24 protein-coding genes are annotated in these 20,761 nt (G+C 38.6%); 17 read left to right on the top strand and 7 right to left on the bottom strand.

Features of this window, described 5'->3' with window-relative positions:
* Together ACXACJ_RS19240 and ACXACJ_RS19235 are read left to right on the top strand one after the other, a co-directional pair.
* Positions 1 to 1,785, top strand: coding sequence for a sodium:solute symporter family protein (locus tag ACXACJ_RS19240; protein ID WP_475136048.1), 1,785 nt, complete (start codon positions 1 to 3; stop codon positions 1,783 to 1,785).
* A 3-nt stretch (positions 1,786 to 1,788) separates the two neighbouring features.
* Positions 1,789 to 2,769 carry an ROK family protein gene (locus ACXACJ_RS19235; protein WP_475136047.1) on the top strand — a complete coding sequence of 327 codons (981 nt, stop codon included), beginning with the start codon at positions 1,789 to 1,791 and terminating at the stop codon, positions 2,767 to 2,769.
* A gap of 160 nt (positions 2,770 to 2,929) precedes the next feature.
* Here ACXACJ_RS19235 and ACXACJ_RS19230 read toward each other — a convergent pair whose 3' ends face one another.
* From ACXACJ_RS19230 to ACXACJ_RS19215, 4 genes are read right to left on the bottom strand one after another with little or no spacing between them, the layout of a single operon-like run.
* Positions 2,930 to 3,922 (bottom strand): endonuclease/exonuclease/phosphatase family protein, encoded by a 993-nt coding sequence (locus ACXACJ_RS19230; RefSeq protein WP_475136046.1) that lies wholly within the window; start codon positions 3,920 to 3,922, stop codon positions 2,930 to 2,932.
* Entirely contained in the window at positions 3,915 to 5,261 is a 1,347-nt protein-coding gene (creD, locus tag ACXACJ_RS19225) for a cell envelope integrity protein CreD (RefSeq protein WP_475136045.1), read from the bottom strand. Before creD ends, ACXACJ_RS19230 begins: the two co-directional genes overlap by 8 nt.
* 51 nt (positions 5,262 to 5,312) lie before the next feature.
* The gene (locus ACXACJ_RS19220; RefSeq protein WP_475136044.1) at positions 5,313 to 5,621 is read right to left on the bottom strand and encodes a winged helix-turn-helix domain-containing protein; all 309 of its coding nucleotides are present in this window, start codon (positions 5,619 to 5,621) and stop codon (positions 5,313 to 5,315) included.
* Positions 5,618 to 6,235, bottom strand: coding sequence for a hypothetical protein (locus ACXACJ_RS19215; protein ID WP_475136043.1), 618 nt, complete (start codon positions 6,233 to 6,235; stop codon positions 5,618 to 5,620). The genes ACXACJ_RS19220 and ACXACJ_RS19215 overlap by 4 nt, the downstream gene beginning before the upstream one ends.
* A 174-nt stretch (positions 6,236 to 6,409) precedes the next feature.
* Between ACXACJ_RS19215 and ACXACJ_RS19210 the strand changes: the two genes are divergently transcribed.
* The 14 genes from ACXACJ_RS19210 to ACXACJ_RS19145 all read left to right on the top strand — a co-directional run bounded on the left by ACXACJ_RS19210 (position 6,410) and on the right by ACXACJ_RS19145 (position 16,626).
* Complete coding sequence (locus tag ACXACJ_RS19210; protein WP_475136042.1) at positions 6,410 to 6,724, top strand: DNA-binding protein; 315 nt, start codon at positions 6,410 to 6,412, stop codon at positions 6,722 to 6,724.
* A 73-nt stretch (positions 6,725 to 6,797) separates the two neighbouring features.
* A complete protein-coding gene (locus ACXACJ_RS19205) occupies positions 6,798 to 6,995 on the top strand; it encodes a hypothetical protein (protein WP_475136041.1) in 198 nt (65 codons plus the stop codon).
* A gap of 35 nt (positions 6,996 to 7,030) precedes the next feature.
* The gene (locus tag ACXACJ_RS19200; protein ID WP_475136040.1) at positions 7,031 to 7,207 is read left to right on the top strand and encodes a hypothetical protein; all 177 of its coding nucleotides are present in this window, start codon (positions 7,031 to 7,033) and stop codon (positions 7,205 to 7,207) included.
* A gap of 339 nt (positions 7,208 to 7,546) precedes the next feature.
* Positions 7,547 to 8,170, top strand: a complete 624-nt coding sequence (locus tag ACXACJ_RS19195) for a hypothetical protein (protein ID WP_475136039.1) — start codon at positions 7,547 to 7,549, stop codon at positions 8,168 to 8,170.
* A 2-nt stretch (positions 8,171 to 8,172) separates the two neighbouring features.
* A complete protein-coding gene (locus ACXACJ_RS19190) occupies positions 8,173 to 8,670 on the top strand; it encodes a hypothetical protein (protein ID WP_475136038.1) in 498 nt (165 codons plus the stop codon).
* Between the two features lie 194 nt (positions 8,671 to 8,864).
* The gene (locus ACXACJ_RS19185; RefSeq protein ID WP_475136037.1) at positions 8,865 to 11,039 is read left to right on the top strand and encodes a peptidase domain-containing ABC transporter; all 2,175 of its coding nucleotides are present in this window, start codon (positions 8,865 to 8,867) and stop codon (positions 11,037 to 11,039) included.
* A gap of 119 nt (positions 11,040 to 11,158) precedes the next feature.
* Positions 11,159 to 11,632, top strand: a complete 474-nt coding sequence (locus ACXACJ_RS19180) for a peptidase associated/transthyretin-like domain-containing protein (RefSeq protein WP_475136036.1) — start codon at positions 11,159 to 11,161, stop codon at positions 11,630 to 11,632.
* A 47-nt stretch (positions 11,633 to 11,679) separates the two neighbouring features.
* Positions 11,680 to 11,859, top strand: coding sequence for a hypothetical protein (locus tag ACXACJ_RS19175; protein ID WP_475136035.1), 180 nt, complete (start codon positions 11,680 to 11,682; stop codon positions 11,857 to 11,859).
* A gap of 131 nt (positions 11,860 to 11,990) precedes the next feature.
* Positions 11,991 to 12,242, top strand: coding sequence for a hypothetical protein (locus tag ACXACJ_RS19170; RefSeq protein ID WP_475136034.1), 252 nt, complete (start codon positions 11,991 to 11,993; stop codon positions 12,240 to 12,242).
* A 210-nt stretch (positions 12,243 to 12,452) separates the two neighbouring features.
* Positions 12,453 to 12,566 (top strand): ATP-binding cassette domain-containing protein, encoded by a 114-nt coding sequence (locus ACXACJ_RS19165; RefSeq protein WP_475136033.1) that lies wholly within the window; start codon positions 12,453 to 12,455, stop codon positions 12,564 to 12,566.
* Between the two features lie 148 nt (positions 12,567 to 12,714).
* The gene (locus tag ACXACJ_RS19160; RefSeq protein ID WP_475136032.1) at positions 12,715 to 13,287 is read left to right on the top strand and encodes an RNA polymerase sigma-70 factor; all 573 of its coding nucleotides are present in this window, start codon (positions 12,715 to 12,717) and stop codon (positions 13,285 to 13,287) included.
* 56 nt (positions 13,288 to 13,343) lie between these two features.
* Positions 13,344 to 14,321 (top strand): FecR domain-containing protein, encoded by a 978-nt coding sequence (locus ACXACJ_RS19155; RefSeq protein ID WP_475136031.1) that lies wholly within the window; start codon positions 13,344 to 13,346, stop codon positions 14,319 to 14,321.
* 242 nt (positions 14,322 to 14,563) lie between these two features.
* The gene (locus ACXACJ_RS19150; RefSeq protein WP_475136030.1) at positions 14,564 to 15,205 is read left to right on the top strand and encodes a hypothetical protein; all 642 of its coding nucleotides are present in this window, start codon (positions 14,564 to 14,566) and stop codon (positions 15,203 to 15,205) included.
* A gap of 110 nt (positions 15,206 to 15,315) precedes the next feature.
* Positions 15,316 to 16,626 carry an STN domain-containing protein gene (locus ACXACJ_RS19145; protein ID WP_475136029.1) on the top strand — a complete coding sequence of 437 codons (1,311 nt, stop codon included), beginning with the start codon at positions 15,316 to 15,318 and terminating at the stop codon, positions 16,624 to 16,626.
* Between the two features lie 337 nt (positions 16,627 to 16,963).
* Here the strand turns inward: ACXACJ_RS19145 and ACXACJ_RS19140 are convergent, their stop codons facing one another.
* Genes ACXACJ_RS19140 through ACXACJ_RS19130 form a run of 3 tightly spaced genes read right to left on the bottom strand, consistent with a single transcriptional unit; the run spans position 16,964 to position 19,647 of the window.
* Entirely contained in the window at positions 16,964 to 17,917 is a 954-nt protein-coding gene (locus ACXACJ_RS19140) for a peptidase associated/transthyretin-like domain-containing protein (RefSeq protein WP_475136028.1), read from the bottom strand.
* Positions 17,907 to 18,518, bottom strand: coding sequence for a hypothetical protein (locus ACXACJ_RS19135; protein ID WP_475136027.1), 612 nt, complete (start codon positions 18,516 to 18,518; stop codon positions 17,907 to 17,909). Before ACXACJ_RS19135 ends, ACXACJ_RS19140 begins: the two co-directional genes overlap by 11 nt.
* Positions 18,511 to 19,647, bottom strand: coding sequence for a 6-bladed beta-propeller (locus ACXACJ_RS19130; RefSeq protein WP_475136026.1), 1,137 nt, complete (start codon positions 19,645 to 19,647; stop codon positions 18,511 to 18,513). Before ACXACJ_RS19130 ends, ACXACJ_RS19135 begins: the two co-directional genes overlap by 8 nt.
* Before the next feature lie 934 nt (positions 19,648 to 20,581).
* Here ACXACJ_RS19130 and ACXACJ_RS19125 point away from each other — a divergent pair.
* A complete protein-coding gene (locus ACXACJ_RS19125; protein WP_475136025.1) occupies positions 20,582 to 20,761 on the top strand; it encodes a hypothetical protein in 180 nt (59 codons plus the stop codon).

The following is a 20,761-nucleotide window of genomic DNA, read 5'->3' as shown; positions in this document are numbered from 1 at the left end:
ATGGAGTTAGAATTAATCGATTGGGGCGTAATCATCGCCTTCTTTTTAGTTTCCCTGCTCATCGGGATTGTAATTGCGAAACGTGCAGGAGCTTCTTCTGCGGACTTCTTTCTTTCCGGCCGAAATATGCCTTGGTGGCTTTTGGGAGTTTCCATGGTCGCTACTACTTTTTCAGCCGATACCCCGAATTTAGTAACCGATATCGTTCGTAAAAATGGGGTTTCAGGCAACTGGAGCTGGTGGGCGTTCTTGCTAACCGGTATGTTAACCGTTTTCGTTTATTCCCGATTATGGCGTAGATCAGAAGTAATGACTGATCTGGAGTTTTATGAACTGCGTTACAGCGGTAAAGCTGCCGCCTTTCTTAGGGGATTTCGGGCCATTTATTTGGGCGTTTTCTTCAACGTAATGATCATGGCAACGGTATCGTTGGCTGCTATTAAGTTAGGTTCGGTAATGCTTGGCCTTACCGCTATCGAAACACTTTTGGCGGCTAGTATTGTTACGGTAATCTATAGTTCTTTAGGCGGACTGAAGGGGGTTCTTATCACAGATTTTTTCCAGTTTTTTATTGCAATGGTGGGTTCTGTTTGGGCTTGTTCTGTAATCGTAAATATGCCTGAAGTAGGAGGAATAAGCAATCTGATTGCGAATGAAGCTGTTATCCCAAAGCTCGATTTCTTCCCAGATTTCAACAATAGCGAAGCGCTTCTTATGGTATTTATTATTCCGATTGCTGTGCAATGGTGGAGCGTTTGGTATCCGGGTTCTGAACCTGGTGGAGGAGGCTATATCGCTCAGCGCATGCTTTCTGCAAAAGACGAAAAAAATGCACTTGGCGCTACCCTGTTCTTCAATATTGCTCATTATGCGCTAAGGCCATGGCCGTGGATTTTGATAGCATTAGCTTCTCTGATTGTATTCCCTGATTTGGAAAGTATCAAATCGGCCTTTCCACATGTAGACCCTAAATTGGTGAATGATGACATGGCTTACCCTGCCATGCTGCGCCATTTGCCAACGGGCTTACTCGGGGTGGTAATCGCTTCACTGATTGCTGCATTTATGTCCACGCTTTCCACTCATCTCAATTGGGGATCGAGTTATATTGTTAATGATTTTTATAAACGCTTTGTAAAACCAGAAGCCAGCGAAAAGGAACAGGTAGCCGTGGGCCGAATCAGTACCGTGCTGCTGATGGTTTTTTCAGCTGTGCTAGCTCTTTTTCTCGACAGTGCAGTGCAGGCTTTTCAGATTTTGTTGTCTATTGGGGCAGGAACAGGTTTAATTTTTATTCTACGATGGTTCTGGTGGCGTATTAATGCCTATACTGAAATCACAGGAATGGTTATTTCACTGTTGGTGGCAGTGTATTTCGAAGTTCTTCACGAAAGATTTGGGTTTGAACCTATTCAAGACGCTTACCGATTGGTGATCAGTGTGGCCATTACTACGGTGGTTTGGCTGCTAATGACCTTACTCACGCGCCCCACAGATGCTCAAGTGCTCAAAAACTTCTATGAGAAAATTAAGCCTGCTTCTTTAGGTTGGAAAACCTTTTTTAGAAAAGCAGAAGCTTCAGGTATTTCAATTGATCATTCTCAGACGCGAGAAAATCTATCAGGAGAAATCTTAGCCATGGTTATTGGTTGTATTGCGGTTTATGCTGCGCTTTTTGGTTTGGGAAGTTGGATCTACGGAAAAGTGTCCCTCGCGGCAGTTTTGGCTGCAATCGCTCTTGCGAGTGGTTTTGCGCTTATCAAACTATGGAAACGCCTTAAATAAGAAATGATGAAAAGAAAAGTAGCCATAGGAATAGATATAGGAGGGACTTCCACCAAATACGGTGCAGTGGATCAGTTTGGCCAAATTCATTTTCAAGGCCGAATTTCTACAGGCTGTTATGGCGATTTCGAAACGTATATAAAAGTACTTTCACGCTGTATAAAGAAGGAATTGGAAGAAGGCACCAATTATATGGAAGTTGTGGGCATTGGGATTGGAACACCGCATGGCGTTAGAAAAAAGGGAATTATTGACCATGCGAGCAACCTGCCTTGGAAGGGAATTCTTCCGCTAGCCAAAAGCATGAAGGAGATTATGGGTGTTGAAGTCACCCTGACTAATGATGCGAATGCTGCGGCAATTGGCGAACTTATTTTCGGTGGAGCGAAGGACATGAAAGATTTTGTGGTGATCACCTTAGGCACAGGTTTAGGGAGCGCCATTTTTGCGAATGGGAAATTGGTAGAAGGACACGATGGTTTCGGAGGAGAATTGGGTCATGTAATTTATGATCCTCATGGGAGAGCTTGTCGTTGCGGAAGAACAGGATGTTTGGAAACTTATGTTTCAGCCACCGGAATCAAACGCACCATTTTTAAGCTTTTGGCAGATAAACTGGAAGAAAGCAAGCTGAGAACCATCAGCTTCGATAAACTTTCCACTGATATGATTACCAAGTTTGCCGATCAAGGTGATAAAATTGCTTTGGAAGCCTTTGAGATGACAGGTCGGGTTTTAGGTTCAAAACTGGCTGAGACCATACACCACACCAATCCTGAAGCCATATTTCTTTTAGGTGGACTTTCGCAAGCAGGTAAGTACATTTTTGAGCCTACCCGCCAAGCCATGGAAGGGAATATTCACCCAGTTTTTAAGAATAAAGTCAAACTTGAACCATCACTGTTACAAGGCTCATCGGCTTCTATTTTAGGAGCTGCTGCTTTGGTTTGGCATCAAGATAAAGAGCTACTGACTTCTGTTTAGGTTCCTTCGCTGTGCTCAGGATGAAAAACACAATGGGATAAAAGATTCAATTTAACGAAGGGATTGTAAATTTCTCCTTCTTTCCTAGAGCTACGAAGGGGCCAAATATCAATTATACTTAACCCCTTCGTTGCTCTTCGGGTGAAAAAAGGAAGCATTCCTAAAGTTTCGAAATCTGAAACGTGCCCATAATCGCTTTGTGATCGGATGTAATTTCAACTGAATCCAAAGACTGACAACCAATTCCCCGCGAATGGAAAATATAATCGATCGGAATTTGAGCGATAAAGGGATTCCAAGTAGGATACGTTGGCGTTAGTTTTTTACGACTGTCTTTTAAAGCCGTACTCGACTTAAAATTGAGCAATCTTCTGTCCCAAGGCACGGTATTGAAATCTCCGAGCACCAGAAACTCACCCTTGCGTTCGCTCACGTATTTTTTAGCCAGTTGAATATGCTTATTTCTGGCATTCCATTTATTTCTATTCGTTGGAGAGCGCGTATGCATGGCTAAGAAGTTGATGTCCTCATCGTGCATTTTTACGGTTCCGCTAATATTGGCTGTCCCATTCCAGAAAAGAGCTTCTGTTTCTAGCGGATATTTGCTAAAAACCGCGATACCCTGATGAGCGTCTTTTTGCCTTACCACTCTGGAATAAGGAAAAGCTTCCGAAAGGCCAGCTTCCAATGAATCGGCCCAGGCTTCACTTACTTCCTGAAAAGAAACAAAATCAGGATCGAGCTGAAGAACCCTTTCAATAGTGGGTTGGTAGGCTTCATTCGTAGCCAAAACATTAAATTGAAGAACTTTCAATTCTTCTTGACCCTGCTGTATTTGATAGCTCATGTCAATTGGGCCATTGACTTTGGCCAAAAGCAGAATGAAAATCATAAAATTGATACCCGAAAGCCTATAATGATAACGCACAATCCAGAAGACACTCAGGCTTCCGTAAACCAAAAGTGCTTGAAAAAGAAAGGATTGCAGCAGCGTCAATTTGAAACTATAGGTAGGCACCAGAAGCAGCAAAGCGGGTATGAGAAGAAAAGCAGCGATAATACGCTCCTGATTTTTTCGCTGCCGAAATAAGCAGTAGGCTCTTAAGATTAAGAGCCCTGTTTTCAGTATAAATTTGAGTTTTCGATCACGCATGTTCAACTGTCTGTTTGGGTTTAATACCATACCAATCCACTCTTCGAGATAAATACATACAAAGGCCGAGTACCAGAACTAAGCCAAAACTGCCTACCAGAAGAGCAAAGTCTTCAAGCTGAAGAATGACGAAAATGAATGTGTATATCAGGGAGAAGAAAGCGAAGAGGACGAAGGCTAATTTATTGCTGTCCAAAATGGACTTGGCATATAGCGAAATCATTCCCACAATGATGACGGAGGCAATTAAATAGGCCCAGTTGAAGCCAACTTGTTCTGAAAGGGAAAGAAGTAATGTATAGAAAACAGTAAGGGCCAAACCTACTAGAATGTATTGAACAGGGTGAATTCTCTTTTTATTTAGGATTTCAACAAAGAAGAAAGTGATAAAGGTGAGAAACAGAATAAGCACAGCATACTTCGCTGAACGCGTATTGCGCTGATAGTTATCGACAGGTTGGTAAAGCTCCACACCAAAGCTTGACGCATGAACTTTATGCGTTTTGCCTTCCCAATGCTGTGGATAGTTTCTGTTTAGATCGAAAACAGACCATTTCGCTTGAAAGCCATCATTTTGAATTTCATAAGTATCGGGCAAAAATTGGCCATCGAAACTTGGGTGTGGCCAGTTGGATGTTAATTGAATTGTTGTTCGCTTGCCTAAGGGAAGAAAGCTCAATGACTTTGTTCCGTTTACATTGATTTTAAGAGAGAAGGGGATTGGCTTGTTTGACTTATCTATTTTCACTTTGGCATTTACCCCCGAGTTTATAATGTCAGAAGTTGGAATACCAGATTCAGTTCTATAGGTTTTATCTCCGAAAGTAATGGGAATATCTGCTTGAATGGCCGACATGTCTGGGATTCCGAGAGAAACGAAAGCTTCATTCCAAAGAATTCTGTTTTCATCTATATGGAAATCTTCAAAACTTATTTCATCGAAATTGCCCTCTAATTTGAGTTCTGAGTTATAAACAATGACTTCATAAATGCCTCTTTTGCGCAGGTCTGAATTTAGATTTCCATCGATTTTCAGCGTAGTGGGCAAGAAATGAGCAAAATGCTTTGTAGTGTATACTTTGCCCTCATCTTTCAATGTTCGCTCAAAGGGAATGGTAAGAATTGGGCCTGCTATTTCAAGCGGTGCACCCCACTTTTCCGATACTTCTCGAATGGCCTCGGATTGATTGAGCTGCCTTTCAGCTATCAATGACTTAATCATTGAATTGGGAATGAGCAAAATAGCTATAAGAAAGCCCATGGAGAGCAACTTTATGCTTACCGAATTTTTGAAACTGTTGTTGATGCGTTCGAACACCGTTTCTTCTCTGTTTTCCATAATTGATTTTTAAAAGTACTTTGTATTTCAAAGTGAAAGAATAAAAAAATATTACCCTCTCCCTGTTTGTTCTTTAATTAGGGCTTCCAAAGCATCTATATGCTCTGCAAAGGCCTGTTTTCCTACTTTAGTTGCCATATATTTAGTATTGGGTTTTCTGCCCACAAATGTTTTTTCTACTTCTATATATACTTCTTTTTCCAAGGCTTTTAAATGGCTTGCCAAGTTTCCGTCAGTAACATCCAAAACCTCCTTTAACCGGTTGAAGTCCATTTCTTCACCGGCAATCAAAGCAGACATAATGCCTAGGCGAACCCTGTTTTCAAAGGCCTTATTAAGTTTATGTATGTTTACTTTCAACGTTCGTATCTAAAGTACATCAATGCTCCGTATACAATGTGCATTACGCCAAAGCCTGCAGCCCAAATGATTAAACCATAACCTGGAACAGCGCAAGCCAAAAGACCAAGTCCAGCTTCGGTTAATCCCAAATAGCGAATATCACGGAAGGTATATTTGCTGGCGTTAACCAAAGCCAAACCGTAAAAGATTAGCGTTGAGGGCGCCATTAGCGAAATATTACCGCGAGTATACAGAATGATTACAAAGATACCACCTATCACCAATGGAATCATAAGATTATAAACCACTCTTTTGGCGCTTTCGTCCCAGAATTTAACACCATGCTTCCGCGCCTTTTTGGTAGTGAAAAGCACGCCTGTACCCACAGCTAAAACAAATACCAAAACCAAGTCCAGAATGAGTAAATTAAGGTTTTGAGCGATTTGCCTTTTGCTTACCAAGTCGTAAATCAACTCGTCACTCACATAAATGAGTCTATAAGCTACAGCCGCACCAATAAGTGCATATATACCTGCCAAAACTCCAGATAATCCGCTCAGCGAAATAAAGCGCGAGGACTTCTCCATAATGGAGCGAATCTCTGACAGATCTTTTAAGTAATCTTTTTCCATTATAAAAGTACTTTGTGATGCAAAGTAATTAGTTTGTTTTGATGGTGCAACACTCTTTCGAAAAAAATCCCCTCTAATCAGATTTCTTTTATAAATTATTAATTATAAATCAAAAATTATATTTATAATTGCCATGTATGTATTTGTAATTAATTATTTCTAGATAATCATATAATGTTAAAACAAGCAGAGCGGATTCAGAGAATCCATGAGTTAATCAAAAGAAAGGCTACTGGCTCCCCAAAAGAGCTAGCCTCTCGTTTAAGCATTAGCGAAAGACATCTCTATAACCTGCTGGACTTAATGAAAGAGTTAGGCGCTCCGATAGTTTACTCTATTACTTTGTGCTCTTACCATTATGAATATGAAGTTACATGGAGTATGGGTTTTTCATCTTTAGGAGAGAATTCAATGGCTAAAATAAAAGCAAATGGAATTTTTTTTATAAACTATTGTCAACTGCAACTATATTTCAGTGAACGCTACTAAACTTGTTTCTAAGAAGCTACTCTATATTTGGGACTGGCTTTGAGTTTTAGTTTAACATTAAAATTTCACAAAAATGAAAAGTTTGAGTTTAGAGAAGATGGAGCAAGTTGAAGGTGGAGACTGCTTAACGGAGAAAATGGCGTTCTCTGGCGGAATTGCTGTTGGTTTAGTCGTAGCCGGTGCATTAACAGGGGGAATAGCCTTTGCCGTTGCAGGTTTAGCATGGGCTTGGATTGGCTCTGCTGCGACAGTTGTTGCTTGTATGGATTAAATTAAAATACTATGAAAAAATTAGAACCAAAAGAAATGCAGTTAATAGCAGCTGAAGGATGGTTTACATCCTTCATTGGCGGTGTATGTGCAGGTTGGGGCGCTGCTCAAATAATCAATTTAATAGCATATTCTAATCCGATAACGGGTACGGCAGCAACAGTCATGAATGTCGGGTGTACAGTTTTTGCTATTGGAGGTGGATATTCCTGATGTAAAATTTATTTATCATTTTAGATTGAAAATAAAATGTGCAAATATAAAATACTAAGGTTGTTATCATTTACAATGCTTGTCTCTATTATAATTTTTATATATAGATGTTATGCAGTAGGCTTTAAGGAGTTGTACTATGCCGAGCGGATGATTCCAATCCTAGTATTTTTGTATATTATAGTTTTCCCTCATATTAAAAAGAAATATAATTAATGCTGTAAATGATTCTTTCATATGATGTACTGCTGTTTTGAAAAAGATGATAAGCACTTTTCTTTATGAAAAATTTTGAGAGGCAATAAACCCTAGCAAACGATAAAAAATAATTATTTCGAAATGAAAGTTTATGCCACTCTGGGTTTAATACTAATTATTTTCTTATTACCATCTTTAGTATTAGACTTACTGGTTATTAGCGAAACCGACTATATAAACTATTTTGCAAAAAGATTACCCGCTGACATTCTTGATGATTTTGTTAAAGAATCATTAAAATGGAAGTGGTTAGCTTATCTAATTACGGTTTTGATCATAATATTTAAAACACTAATTATTTCATGTTTCATTTGGCTTGGCATTTATCTCTCGAATGAGCGACAATCATTTCAAAAAATTTGGAAAGTTACAATAGTAGCTCAAGCAATATTCGCTTTGAAAAGCTACATTCTAATGGTCAAATTAATTTTTACTTCAGATTTCAATTTAGACCACTTACAAACATTTCACCCACTGTCATTAGCGGGACTTTTTGACACTGAAAATATTCCGGGATACTGGAGCTTTTTACTTCAATCTCTAAACCTCTTTGAAGTAGCCTATTGGTTTTTATTAGCCTATTTCCTTTCAAAAGAACTTAAAGGCACCTTCAATGATGGGCTTAAAATAGTGGTAAGTTCCTATATCCCAGCTTTCGCACTTTGGCTAGTTGCCGTTACTTTCTTTTTAGTGTCAAACAGTTAGCGATGAGTAAGAAAGTGATTTTAAAGTTGATTATCGGAGCTTTAGTTTTAGTCACGACCATTTTGGTTATTGGCCTTATCTCAAAACTCAAGCAGAAAGATAGTTTAGAAAAGAAGCAGCAAGCCATCAATTTAAATGGTGTAGAATATTTAAGTGCTTCTTTACCAGAGAAGAAAAATGCTATCATTGCCCTTTTCCACCCTTCCTGTGACTTCTGCCAAGCTGATGCTAAAATGGTAAAGGAGCACATTGACCTGTTCAAAAATATAGATTTAATCTGGTTGAGTTACGATGATAAAGATTCCATTGATCAATTCTCCAAAACCTATGAGCTCAATAGCTATGAAAATATTCATTTCTCTTATATGGAGATTGAAGTGATGCTTGAAAGGTATGGCAATGTAAAATTCCCAACCTTTCTCGCTTATAAAAATGGAGCGTTGCTTCAGAAATTTGTCGGGATTACTAAACCAGAAGTATTACTCTCATTATATGACTAAGAGTAAAAGACATATCATTCTTATTGTCTACTTAGAGCTTATATCCCTTATGCTCACTTGGGTTGCCATAAATATTTTACAGAATGATTCCTCAGTCTTGTATGTATTGGGCTTTGCAATGTTGCTTATCGCTGTTTTTTGTCAAATCAAAACTTGCAAAATCCTCTTCTTATAAAAATCCAAGTTAAAATTCAATGGCCAAAAAGGACATATATCAACAATACCATATTCAGCAACAAGATCAATCAGATTGTGGTGTCGCCTGTCTGGCTTCATTAATAAAGTATTTTGGTAGTGATATTTCATTAGAAAGGCTTAGGGAAGTAAGTGGCACGTCAAAGGAAGGCACCACACTTCTGGGTTTATACCAAGCTGCTAATGAAATTGGTCTCAATGCAGAAGGTTTTGAGGCAGAAATCAAACACCTTAAGAATTTAGAATATCCTGCCATTCTACATGTAATCTTGGAGGGAAAACTACAGCATTACGTAATTCTATATGCATTCGAGAATGATCATTTTATCATCAGTGATCCTGCTCTGGGCTTATTAAAACTTAAAGAAGCTGAGCTAGAAGAAATTTGGAAATCAAAGGCACTACTTTTAGTAAAGCCTACTGATAAACTGGAGCTCAAACAAGTTAAAAAAGGTAAGCAAAAGCAATGGTTGGTTGATATCGCCAGGGAAGATTTTGGTTTATTAGGAATTGCTACATTTTTAGGCATCGTTATTTCTGTCTTAGGCATCAGTACTGCTATTTTCTCTCAAAAACTTATTGATGTAATTCTTCCAGAAAAAGACATGCAACGGCTGGTTTTAGGGTTGGTACTTTTAGCCATACTACTTATGGCACGTTCAGGCATTGGCTACTTACGCACGCTATTACTCTTAAGGCAATCAAAAGATTTTAACAATCGCATCATTAAAAAGTTTTACGATGCACTGCTGCACTTGCCAAAGCGATTTTTTGACTCACGAAAAACAGGAGAGCTGATAGCAAGAATGAATGATACAGGTCGGATACAACGCACCATTAGCTTTGTTTTAGGAGATATTGTTATTCAATTCTTGGTGGGAGTTACCTCTTTGGTTTTTGTGTTTACATATTCATGGCGGGTTGGGCTTATATTACTAGGTTTCGTGCCCATTTATGTATGGGTAGTCTTGCGCTTTAACAAACCCATTACTGCGGGCCAAAAAGAAGCTATGCAAGCCTATGCAATGAATGAAAGTAATTATGTAGACACCATCCAAGGGGTTGAGGTTATTAAGAACCAAAACAAAGAGGCCATTTTTGGTAAAGCTACGGAAGTGATCTACGGTCATTTTCAAGAAAAAGCATATGGATTAGGGCTTATTGGTACTAAGTATGGAGTATGGGCACAGATTACCGGAGTATTGGCCATTGTTTCCGTTCTATCTTTTACTTCGTATTTGGTTTTGCAAGAGGTACTTCAGGTAGGTGAATTAGTTGCCATTCTATCTATGGCGGGAGGTTTATTTCCAGCAATAGAAGCCATCGCAAGAGCGAATATTCAAATTAGGGAGGCCAAAATTGCTTTTGATAGAATGTATGAATTTACATCCATTGAGTCTGAGTATTCTCCTTTTGAAACGGAGTCTGAAGCTTTGGATATCCGTTCAATTAAAGTCAAAAATCTGTCTTTTCGCTTTCCTGGAAGAAAGCAATTGCTTAAGTCCATTAGCCTTGAAATCAACAAAGGAGAAATGGTTTGTTTGTTGGGCGAAAGCGGTAGTGGAAAAAGTACTTTTATTCAGGTACTTCAAAAGTTTTATGGGTTCGAATCAGGAGAAATAATGGTAGATGAGCAGCCTTGGGCAAAAGTTCATCCTAAGACCCTCAGGGATTCTATTGGAATTGTACCGCAAGAAACCAAGATTTTCAATGGTTCATTATTGGATAATATTTTACTAGGGGAAACAGAAGTTGTTCCAGAAAAGCTGCAAGCCTTTTTTGAGTCTTACGGGCTCGATCCTTTCTTTAGAAATTTTCCGCAAGGTTATGCTACGATTCTAGGTGAAGAAGGAGTCAATATTTCTGGTGGGCAAAAGCAATTGGTCGCTCTGGCTCGTGCCTTGTGGAAAAAACCAAAGGTGCTTTTATTGGATGAGGCTACTTCGGCCTTAGATCGAAAAACCGAGAAATTCGTACTGAACCTCCTTCAAAGCCTAAAAGCAGAGATGTCCATCCTTTTAGTCACTCATAGAATCACCACAGCTTCTCAAGCTGACAAAATCTATATTTTAGAAGAAGGTGAAATCACCAATTTCGGGAATCCCAATGCACTCCTTGAGTTTGACAATTTTTATAGTGATTTTTATAAAGACTTTGGATTAGTTCAGGCTTAGCATATACACTGGGCATGTAAGGGTCAAGAATAACTCAAATACTGAGTTGATTAGAGAGGGTTTGAACGAGATTAGGAGGAATTAATGTATAGGACATTCATACCCGTATTTCCAATTATTTGCTTTCTGCTTTTTTTGCAGAGTCGTCTTTGGCTCAGCACTTCCACTTAATTCTTAAGGATGGCGAAAGCAAAGAGCCAATAACCTATGCCACAATTGTAGGAGATAATGGTGGCTTCCCCTATTCTGACTTTGACGGAAGCTTCGAAATCTCTGGATCTGATTCTATCACCGTGAGCCACGTAAATTATGGAAGCCACGCTGTTTTTATAAGAGATTCCATTCTTAACAATACCATATATCTCACACAAAAAACAAGGGCTCATGAAACGGTTGTCTTAACTCTTGCCAACAGAAAGGCTAAACCATACAGAGTAAGGAATCTAGTTCGAAAATCTAATTATACTATCAACATAGCAGAGCAAATGCAGATTGTTCTCTATATGCCTGAGGATAAATACACTGAAGGTTCGACCATTTTGTCCATCGAAATCCCAGCATTCAGCCGAAAAAAGAGACATATGGTAGACTGATTATAAGGACCAAACTTTATTCCGTCAACCCCGAAAACAAATTACCCATGTCCGAATTCATTTATGATGAAGTAGTGATTAAAATAGAATATTTCAACTCTAAAATTTATTCAATTGATCTTGAAAAGCACAATATTTCATTATCTTACACTCTTACCATTATCAACATGAATTTGTATGGAATATGGGTTTTCATCTTTGAAAGAATATGCCATGTCTACGATTAAGGAGAATTGTATTTTCTCTATAAATCATTATGCACCACAATCATATTTCAGTTAGCAACGCTAAACTTGTCCATAAGAAGCTACTCTACATTTGAGGCTGGCGTTGAGTTTAATATTAAAATTTCACAAAAATGAAAAGTTTAACTTTAGAGAAGATGGAGAATGTACACGTTGATAGTGATTGTATCGCAGATGGGTTTCTGCTGAGAATGGCGCTCCTTGGAGGTGCTATTTTAGCTGCATCAATTATCGCTGACATAGTCGCTGTTGTTGCCGCATGGGGATGGGGAACGTTTGCTGCAAATTATATTGGAGCTGGTATTGCCGGTATTGGCATAGGTGTAGGAGCTGGAATGCTTGAAGGCTGCCTTAATAAGAACTAAAATGAGAAGCAAGGACTTTCGCATGATTTTAATATTACTGATAGGTCTACTAAACCTATCAGTAATATTTGTTTTAATCTGGTTGATTAATAACTATTCGAGTTTCCAAACAGAAAAAGGTATTATTAAGATGATTCTACTAATTTTTTTCTTGTTTATAATGATTCTTGTTTCCTTCGTTTCATATCGAAGTATTAGACGACTATTCTAATGGGGCTTCGAAATAACATCTTAGTTAAGGAAGGAGTGAATATTTCTGGTGGCCAAAAGCAATTCGTGGCATTAGCTCGCACCCTTTGGAAGAAACCAAAGGTGCTTTATTGAATGAGGCTACTTCGGAATTAGATCAGCAAAACTGAGAATACAACGCTTGGCTCAGAAAAATTTGTCATAGCTTTGCTGCGATTTTAGGGCTTGAGGAAAGAATTGTTGGAACGTGATAGAAAGCTCATCACTTTAAAGCGTATTTTTTTTGACCGATTCAATTCTTATCGAACAAATTCAGACGGGTAATCATCAAGCCTTTGAGTCGCTGTTTAAACAGTATTTCAAAGTGCTTTCTGTTTACGCTAAGCGATTTCTAAATGACTTAGATCTTGCTCAGGATATTGTGCAAGAGGTTTTCGTTAAGTTTTACGAACAGCGTGAAAAGCTTCATGTACATACTTCTCTAAAAGCCTTGCTCTATCAGGCGGTGCGTAATCGTTGTTTGGATTATTTGAGAAGCCAGAAAACACGTTCGGAACACCACGAGCAAATCTTGAATGCTTCTTTAGGCCAAGATGAAGATCATACCGATTGGGTGGAACAAACCGAGCTGGAAGAAAAAATTTACCAGGCCATTGCCGATTTACCTGAACAGTGTCAACTCATTTTTAAAATGAGCCGCATTGATGGAATGAAAAATCAGGAGATTGCCGAAGCACTCAATATTTCAAAAAGAACTGTCGAAACGCAGATTAGCAATGCCTTGAAGCGCTTGAGAAAGGATATTTTTCTTTATCTCAAAGTGCTGATTATGATTGCGTTAAAAAATATTTCATAATTTTTTTCAAACCACCTACGTGTGTTTTGATGCCCACCCGTCATTAAATTGAAAGCATGGATAACCAGCACACCATAGAAGACAGCCTACTGATTGCTTACCTGAAAGGAGAAGCCGATCAATCTCAAATTGAGCAGGTAGAGTTGTGGCTGTCATGTAGCGAACAAAATCAGAAGGATTTTGAAAAACTTAAAAGTGCTTGGTTTCATTCAGATGCCGTGGCCGATTTTGAAGCCATTGATGTGGAAGCGAACTGGCAGCAGCTTAAGCAAAAGCTTCAACTCGATGCTCCAAAAGCAAAACAGCATTTTTGGCGACCTGCAATTTGGCGTTACGCGGCAGCAGTGATACTGATATCAGCGGTTGGATATTTGGCACTCCAGTTTTTAGCTCAGCCTGAAATGATTGAAGTCACTGCTTTGGCAGAAGAGCTTAAGGTTGACTTGCCGGATGGTTCTCAGGTTTGGCTCAACAAAGGAGCAACACTTAGCTATCCAGAGACATTTGTTGGCGGAGGCAGGAATGTTTCTTTGAAAGGAGAAGCTTTTTTTGAAGTGGCTCACGATCCTTCAAAACCTTTTAAAGTTGAAGCTGATGGTACATTCACTGAGGTTTTAGGGACATCCTTCAACCTAAGTGAAATGGAAGCTTCGGCCCTGGAATTGGTTTTGGTTACGGGAAAGGTCAGTTTTTCTGCTGGTGAACAGAAGGTGATTATGTTGCCAGGAGAGACGGTTAAGCTGGATGGTTCGGGTAATCTTACCAAGCAGCCAAACGAAAACCGAAACTTTTTATCGTGGAAGACAGGGAAGTTAGAATTCAGAAACACGCCAATGACTCAGGCAATTCAAGATGTAGAATCGCTATATGGAGTGAAAATTGAAATTAAAAATGCAGAATTCGCGACATGCCCTATTACCACAACTTTTGAAAACGAAAACTTAGATGATGTTCTCAAAGCTTTCAAAACACTATTCAACGCAACAATTGAAAAAGTAAACGACACATATATTATCGATGCGCAGGGTTGCTAAATGGTCCAATAGCAAGAAGCCCAAAGCTTAAAAACTCAAGAAAATATGCAGTTCAAAACAACACTTACAGCCATAGCTATGCTCATTTCTGTCGGACTTATTATCATAGAAGTGGGGCCTTTACTCAGGGAAAAGTTCACCTCTTCACCAGCTTGGTCTATAGAAACTCAAGTCTTTCAATCTATAAAAAATTAAACTCAATCTATATCGAGGCTCGCCTCAAACAACAAAAATTAAAAGTCATGAAAAAAACAGCAATTCTTATCATTCTGCTCATCGCAACCGTTTCTGCTTTTGGTCAAGAGCAAGACAATGAAATAAAAACTCTTTTCGGAAATAGTGCACCACGATCCAATGGTGGTTATGGAGCAGTTAGCACGGGATATACCAAAATTGGCGACCGAGACGCCATCTTAATTGGAGGTAGAGGCGCTTGGCTCATTAATCATTCTTTCGGTTTGGGACTCGCTGGTCATGGGTTTCTTTCAGAATTTAAGTTAGATGAATCTCTAGGAGCTGACTATCAACTGGCCGGGGGTTATGGTGGGCTTATGTTCGAATTTATCGCCATGCCTAAAAGCCCAATTCACCTTAGTTTTCCCGTAACTGTGGGCGCAGGAGGAATGTCTTATGTAAAACGCGGCTTTGTAAACGGCCCGAATTATGACTTATTCAACGAAGATTCTCAAGCGTTTTTTGTGGTAGAACCGGGTGTTGAACTAGAAGTGAACGTGATTAAAATTATGCGTTTGGCTTTTGGAGTTAGTTATCGCTATACCTCAAATATCGATTTAGAATATTACGACAATCAACAATCCATTGTGAGCAGCGATGTACTGCGAGGCTTTTCCGGTGGAATCACTTTTAAATTCGGTAAATTCTAGATTAAATAACTTATTATCAATGCATTACTTCTTAGAAATCCGAGTAAAAGAACTAATGCATTGCGTAAATTTGAATAGAAGCGAGAATTCATAATTAGTTTCCCATAGTAATGAAGCCATTGTTCCAAACTCTTCTGATCACCTTTTTAAGCACAATGCTTTTACAGGCCGATGAACAATGGCTTCAGAAAAAAATCACGGTTACTCTGGACAATGTTCCGGTGGAAAAGGCGCTGGAAAGAATTGAGGAGGAAGCTGGTGGATTTGTTTTCGTTTATTCTCCCGAAACTTTTAATGTGAATAGAAAAGTCTATTTCCGATTGAAAGAAAAATCTGTAAAGAGAATTTTGGAACTGATTTTTGAAGATCAAGGATTGGAGTTTCAAGAGTTGGATGACCGCATCTACATTAAAAAGAAACGACCAAAAGGAACAGAAATTTCGAAAACAACAGAAGTTAAAGAAAGTAGCCAAATCCCTGAAAATCAGCAATCCAAAGCTGATCAACCAAAAGCGCTAAAGCCACAATCAACGCCAAAAAAGGCAGAGAGAACCAAAACAGTAAGAGAAGAAGCAAAGGAGACTTCGACAATAACAGAAAGTGAACCAGTAGCAGCTCAAGGAGGAAATTATATAGAGTTGCTTTCTAGCTATTCTAAAGATGATGCGCAGTTGGAAATCAAAACCCGCGAGCCCATTCCTGAATTGATTTTCTCAGAGAATAGATTTTTCAAGTATCCTATATCTGCTGAGTTGGTAACGACTTTGGTAGATTTTCCGGCAATGCCTCGCATGGATTCGGTGGTTTATGTGCCGCCTACTATGAAACAGACGAGTAAAAGGCCTAAAATGAAAAAGAACAAAAAGGAGGAGGAAGAAGACAAGCGTTTTCGTTTCTACGGAAGTTCTAAAACGGCCTATACGCCATTGGATGACCGTTCAGGTATACAAATGGGCGGAAGTGTAATGTGGCTCAAATCCAAGTCGATTGGTTTGGGCGTTTCTGGTTATGCCATTCAAAATTCACCAAAAATGGATCAAGTCCTGTCGGCTAATTATCGCATTGCGGGAGGCTATGGAGGCATTAAAATGGAATACATTGCCTTTCCCGATAAAATGATTCATGTGCGCTTTCCGTTGATGCTTGGTGGAGGGGAAATGCGATATGCCCAGAAATTTGACATTTCAAACATCGGAACTTTTGATCCTGTTGCGGAAGATTCACAACTCGTTTTTGTGGCCGAACCTGGCTTTGGTGTAGAAGTCAATATTCTAAAGTTTATGAAAGTTTCGTTAGATGGTACGTACCGTTTCGTCAGCAATTCAAACTTAAACTATCAGCAATCTGGCGATCCAATCCTATCTACAGGAACCCTAAATGGCTGGACAGGAGGCATTACAGTGAAATTCGGCAGGTTTTGATAAAGTCTGATTTTCCGAATGCTAAATGGTTTTAATCTAGTTTTGAATACCTTTAAATCATATGCTCCCATATTGGAAGAAGTAGTTGATTGGTTTACTATGATTACGGCCATGGCTAAAGACAATGCCATATAAATTCATTATGGATCGGGTGTAAGACCTTCTGAGTTACAGCTTCAGCGCTACCACTTGTTGGCTGAATGGTTTAGAGAACATAAACAGGTGTATACCTTTGGTCATCAGAATAAAAAAGAATTGTATTGAGTTCAATGAAAAGAGCCAGTTTGTGACTAGCCTCTTCTACTTTTTCGGGAATGTCTGACCCCTAATGAATAGATCAATAAATGTAATTTACCACAACCGCTAAAGAGAAATCACTTTTTTCAATTATTCCGAGCGAGGTTCCTGTATAAATTGCAGTGAATATCTTTTCCTTTTCCAGTTTCTGTGAAGCAATCTCATGACCGTACAAGCGATAGGAAATGCTCTCATTGGGTGATGTGCTCCAGTTGCTTTTTCTATAGAACTTTTCACCTTTGTCAATCTGGACAAATAGAACGAAAAGGCCTTCTTTTTCTATGGGGATTTTGTATCTACTTAGGTCAATATCGTACCAACCCTGTTTTGCTGGTATATGAAGCTCCTCTTCTGTAAGAAGATCGGAAAAGCTACTAATTGCGTAGAGTTTAGTTTCCCTAATCTGTCCTTTCTTTTGAGGTTGCAGTATTCTAAGGTAGAAAGGAGTGTTGTATAACTCACCTGTTACGTAAACCTTTAGTGACTGTAAAACCCCTTGCTCTTTCTTACCTTCGGGTTGTATATATACCCCGTGTGCATAGCCTGGTGATGACACACTTGCTCCAGATATTTCGCTTCGTACGGGTATGGTTTCATCTCCGATCTTTCCTTGCCTTTCACCCTCTTCACTTATCACATAATCAGGTAATACATAGATTTTCTCTCTTAAATATAATGTTATGTTTTTATTCACCAGTTCGGACAACACGACAGTAGTATCATGGAACCCCAGGGATGAAAAAAGAATTTTATGATTCAGAGGAATACTATCTAGCTTCAACATAAAGCTACCATCCTCAGCTGTTGTGGTACCTTGTTTTTTACTGGTTATATTTAGAACGGATGCATTGGTGATTGGCGCTTTGTCATTCAAACCTAAGAGCCTACCCCGTATTTGATTTTGCTCAAACGCACTAAGGTTTGTGACAGTCAGAAAAAAGGCAGTCACGGCTAAAAATTTTATAAAGGAGAGTTTTCTCTGGTCAGAGTCCATAGGTCTTTAAATGCCTTAATAAATTTTTGTTGTTTTTGTCCACGTTTTTCGAGGAGTACAGGGCAATCTTTATTGTACCATCCCTATCGACCATTACGTAAGAAGAGTGGTAGAGTACTTGCTGGGTGCCTCCATAGAGGTCTTCACTAGTATAGTACGCTTGATCTTGCCATTGGGTTAGGTTCTTGTCTCCATATAGATATCCGGGCTTAATATCCTTCCCAAGGATTATGATATTCTGTTTTCCAATCACTGTGGTAAGTTCATTCAAAAACTCTAAATCCCGGTGAATACAGTCCCAGCAACTTTCTTGCTCAAAAAAGTAGATCAGGCTTTTATCACTTATTATCTCATTAATTTGTAGTTCTTCCCTGTTTTTGTTCTTTATGGTGATACCACCAATCTGAGTGCCCACCAGAGACCAACTATATTGTTGTAGGTCATAGGCCTCTGTCAACAGGTATCTAAGATTCTCTACTTGGGCTTGATTATTTTTCAAATGAATATCTAAAGCTTCTGTCTCATTTTTCATTTTTAAGTACAATACGGCCATAATTATGATGAGCAACAAGGCCGCCCAGGTAAATATTTTCTTAATCATTTTGACCTCCCATCCTCCCAAACCTATAAAGTAATAATACAGGGGTTTCATCAGACGTTCTGGAAGGCCAAGAAACACCTTTGTTCAGTATGTGTCCCTCCGGTAACGCCAATTCTTCATTTGAATAATAGCTGATGTAAAAATGATCGTTTAAGGTTAGAGGTGGGATTAACAAACCAGATCCAAAATCTGTGGTCAGTTCCGTAATATTATTGCTTTGCTCAGATTCATTGGTATATAGGACAAGTTGTTTCTTTAAGCCTGCTTTTCTGTACCAAAAACTTTGCAACCCTTCTTGGCGATCGTATAGATGTGGTCCCATATAATATTGGTTTTTTATCACCTCTGTTTCAAATTTCTCAGCTTCAGTGGCCGGCCAAAGGCTTTCTGGAACACGCTTATCTCCGAAATCAATGGCTACAAAAGGTTTCATGTCCTGACCGCTTATTTTATATACTATATCTTCCAAAGGGCGGGCATAATAGCTTTCTTTTTCCACTTTGCTCAGGGTTTCAGGAAAAGAGAGTTCCATAGCAGAAATGGGGGATTTAAAAAAGTTGGCCAGGGTATTCAATGACTTATCCTTGATCTGAAAACCTCCATATTCGTCTTCCGAGGTTTGTTTATCGCTAAAGACAAGTAGGTTCTGGCTATTATTTATCATTTCAATATTCATTGCCACACCTTCCATGCGCTGTGCCCTTAGAAAATTAAAATTCTCCAGATCATAATATACATATTGCATCTTACCTCTGTCGTTTACAATTAGTTCCCTGCTTTTTGTGTCTATACAAAAGCTTTCCAGACTTTTGTACTCTTTAGGGCCTATTCCTTTGTTATTAAGTTGTTTGACAAAAAAACCGTTTTTGTTAAAAACGGTGATGGTTCCTGTTTGATAAGCATCCATCAGGTAGTATTCCCCTTGATACACTTTGATTACATCAATATTTCCAAAGTAGACAGTGTCCGGATGGTCGAGAGGAAGAACAATGAGGCTGTCAATAACCTGATTATAGGCTACCTTCTGACCATTATCGCTCACTTGGATGGTGGGTATATTTAATGTTTCAGGAGTGCTTTGACAACCTAGCCACAAAAGTATCATTGTCAATGGGGGATATTTTTTCATAGATTTTAAGTAAGTGCTGAGCCTTTACACTCAGCACACTTTGACTTCACTTATTTTTAGTATTACTCTAAATTGATATCCGGAAGGTCGGGCCAAGTGCTTTGTTGCACTTTGCAGGTAGCTCCCGGCTTGTCTTTACAATTGGAACTGAACCATTTTTTCTTTTTTTCACAAAAGATAACAAAGGTTCCATCCTCAGATGTATGACAGGGCCCCGTCTGTGATATTGCAACGTTGTTGGCTAGTGTGAGACCGAATAACAGCAGCATAAAAGCGCTCAAGTAATTCATGACTTTTTTTCTCATGGTTTTATTGTTTTAATAAGTTGCCTACTCTATAAGGTTTTCAGCAGTTGCCCCTTTAAGTTGAATTTTTATTTAAAAGGATAATAATCCAAGACATACAAAGTATTTAAATAGTATGAAACAGATTTAAAAAATCTTTGAAGTTTTTAATTATATGAATTAATAGATTGTAATACTTAATAATTAAAGTTGTTTAGGATATTTATTTTTTTGTAAAAATTTAATAATATAATTTTTTATGTATAATATCTAATTTTTAATTAACTAATTAATATTTTAAAACACAATCTTTTTTGTGTTTTTATTTTCTAAATAGTCGCAATTATAGTTGGAAAGAAGGTCAAGAAAAGTGCTCTGATATTCAATTTTATTACTTAGTAATCCTGGAGATTATGGCTGATATTATACAGCAAAGCGAATGTCTAGATACTATACCTATACTTCCGTAAAACGTATATTAAGCTGAAGATTTACCGCTACTCAGCTTCAATGATCAAATGCCCTAGTTCAGGGCTGTTGTAAATGAGTTCCATCTCCCGTTCAATAATCTCCCTCACCTCCGTTTTATCTGGCGGTAATTATCTTCTACTTCACCGGGTGATAATTGGTCCAAAAAGGAGGTTGATGAAATGATTACCAGATTTCAATTGGCCTTTTTGCGCCCTGCCAGTCCTTATAATATGGAGTTTATTTATTGCTTGGTCGGCAATATTGTAGACAAACATGTGGTAGGAAAGGATTTAGGGGTTGTTCGCGGTACTAAACAATTTGCTCCGGATACAAAGGTTTATTGTTTTCCTATGCAATGA

The sequence above is a fragment of the Roseivirga sp. AWQ4_251 genome (assembly GCF_056158225.1).
Note: the sequence above shows the minus strand (reverse complement) of the source record. Positions and strands in the feature narration are given on the sequence as shown.

Coding starts and splice junctions, on each gene's coding strand:
- ACXACJ_RS19125 (WP_475136025.1), top strand. CDS start 20,582: ATGATTACCAGATTTCAATTGGCCTTTTTGCGCCCTGCCAGTCCTTAT.
- creD (WP_475136045.1), bottom strand. CDS start 5,261: ATGGAAAACAGAGAAGAAACGGTGTTCGAACGCATCAACAACAGTTTC.
- ACXACJ_RS19140 (WP_475136028.1), bottom strand. CDS start 17,917: ATGGACTCTGACCAGAGAAAACTCTCCTTTATAAAATTTTTAGCCGTG.
- ACXACJ_RS19155 (WP_475136031.1), top strand. CDS start 13,344: ATGGATAACCAGCACACCATAGAAGACAGCCTACTGATTGCTTACCTG.
- ACXACJ_RS19130 (WP_475136026.1), bottom strand. CDS start 19,647: ATGAAAAAATATCCCCCATTGACAATGATACTTTTGTGGCTAGGTTGT.
- ACXACJ_RS19215 (WP_475136043.1), bottom strand. CDS start 6,235: ATGGAAAAAGATTACTTAAAAGATCTGTCAGAGATTCGCTCCATTATG.
- ACXACJ_RS19200 (WP_475136040.1), top strand. CDS start 7,031: ATGCAGTTAATAGCAGCTGAAGGATGGTTTACATCCTTCATTGGCGGT.
- ACXACJ_RS19240 (WP_475136048.1), top strand. CDS start 1: ATGGAGTTAGAATTAATCGATTGGGGCGTAATCATCGCCTTCTTTTTA.
- ACXACJ_RS19235 (WP_475136047.1), top strand. CDS start 1,789: ATGATGAAAAGAAAAGTAGCCATAGGAATAGATATAGGAGGGACTTCC.
- ACXACJ_RS19185 (WP_475136037.1), top strand. CDS start 8,865: ATGGCCAAAAAGGACATATATCAACAATACCATATTCAGCAACAAGAT.
- ACXACJ_RS19230 (WP_475136046.1), bottom strand. CDS start 3,922: ATGCGTGATCGAAAACTCAAATTTATACTGAAAACAGGGCTCTTAATC.
- ACXACJ_RS19165 (WP_475136033.1), top strand. CDS start 12,453: ATGGGGCTTCGAAATAACATCTTAGTTAAGGAAGGAGTGAATATTTCT.
- ACXACJ_RS19210 (WP_475136042.1), top strand. CDS start 6,410: ATGTTAAAACAAGCAGAGCGGATTCAGAGAATCCATGAGTTAATCAAA.
- ACXACJ_RS19195 (WP_475136039.1), top strand. CDS start 7,547: ATGAAAGTTTATGCCACTCTGGGTTTAATACTAATTATTTTCTTATTA.
- ACXACJ_RS19175 (WP_475136035.1), top strand. CDS start 11,680: ATGTCCGAATTCATTTATGATGAAGTAGTGATTAAAATAGAATATTTC.
- ACXACJ_RS19190 (WP_475136038.1), top strand. CDS start 8,173: ATGAGTAAGAAAGTGATTTTAAAGTTGATTATCGGAGCTTTAGTTTTA.
- ACXACJ_RS19205 (WP_475136041.1), top strand. CDS start 6,798: ATGAAAAGTTTGAGTTTAGAGAAGATGGAGCAAGTTGAAGGTGGAGAC.
- ACXACJ_RS19170 (WP_475136034.1), top strand. CDS start 11,991: ATGAAAAGTTTAACTTTAGAGAAGATGGAGAATGTACACGTTGATAGT.
- ACXACJ_RS19145 (WP_475136029.1), top strand. CDS start 15,316: ATGAAGCCATTGTTCCAAACTCTTCTGATCACCTTTTTAAGCACAATG.
- ACXACJ_RS19150 (WP_475136030.1), top strand. CDS start 14,564: ATGAAAAAAACAGCAATTCTTATCATTCTGCTCATCGCAACCGTTTCT.
- ACXACJ_RS19135 (WP_475136027.1), bottom strand. CDS start 18,518: ATGATTAAGAAAATATTTACCTGGGCGGCCTTGTTGCTCATCATAATT.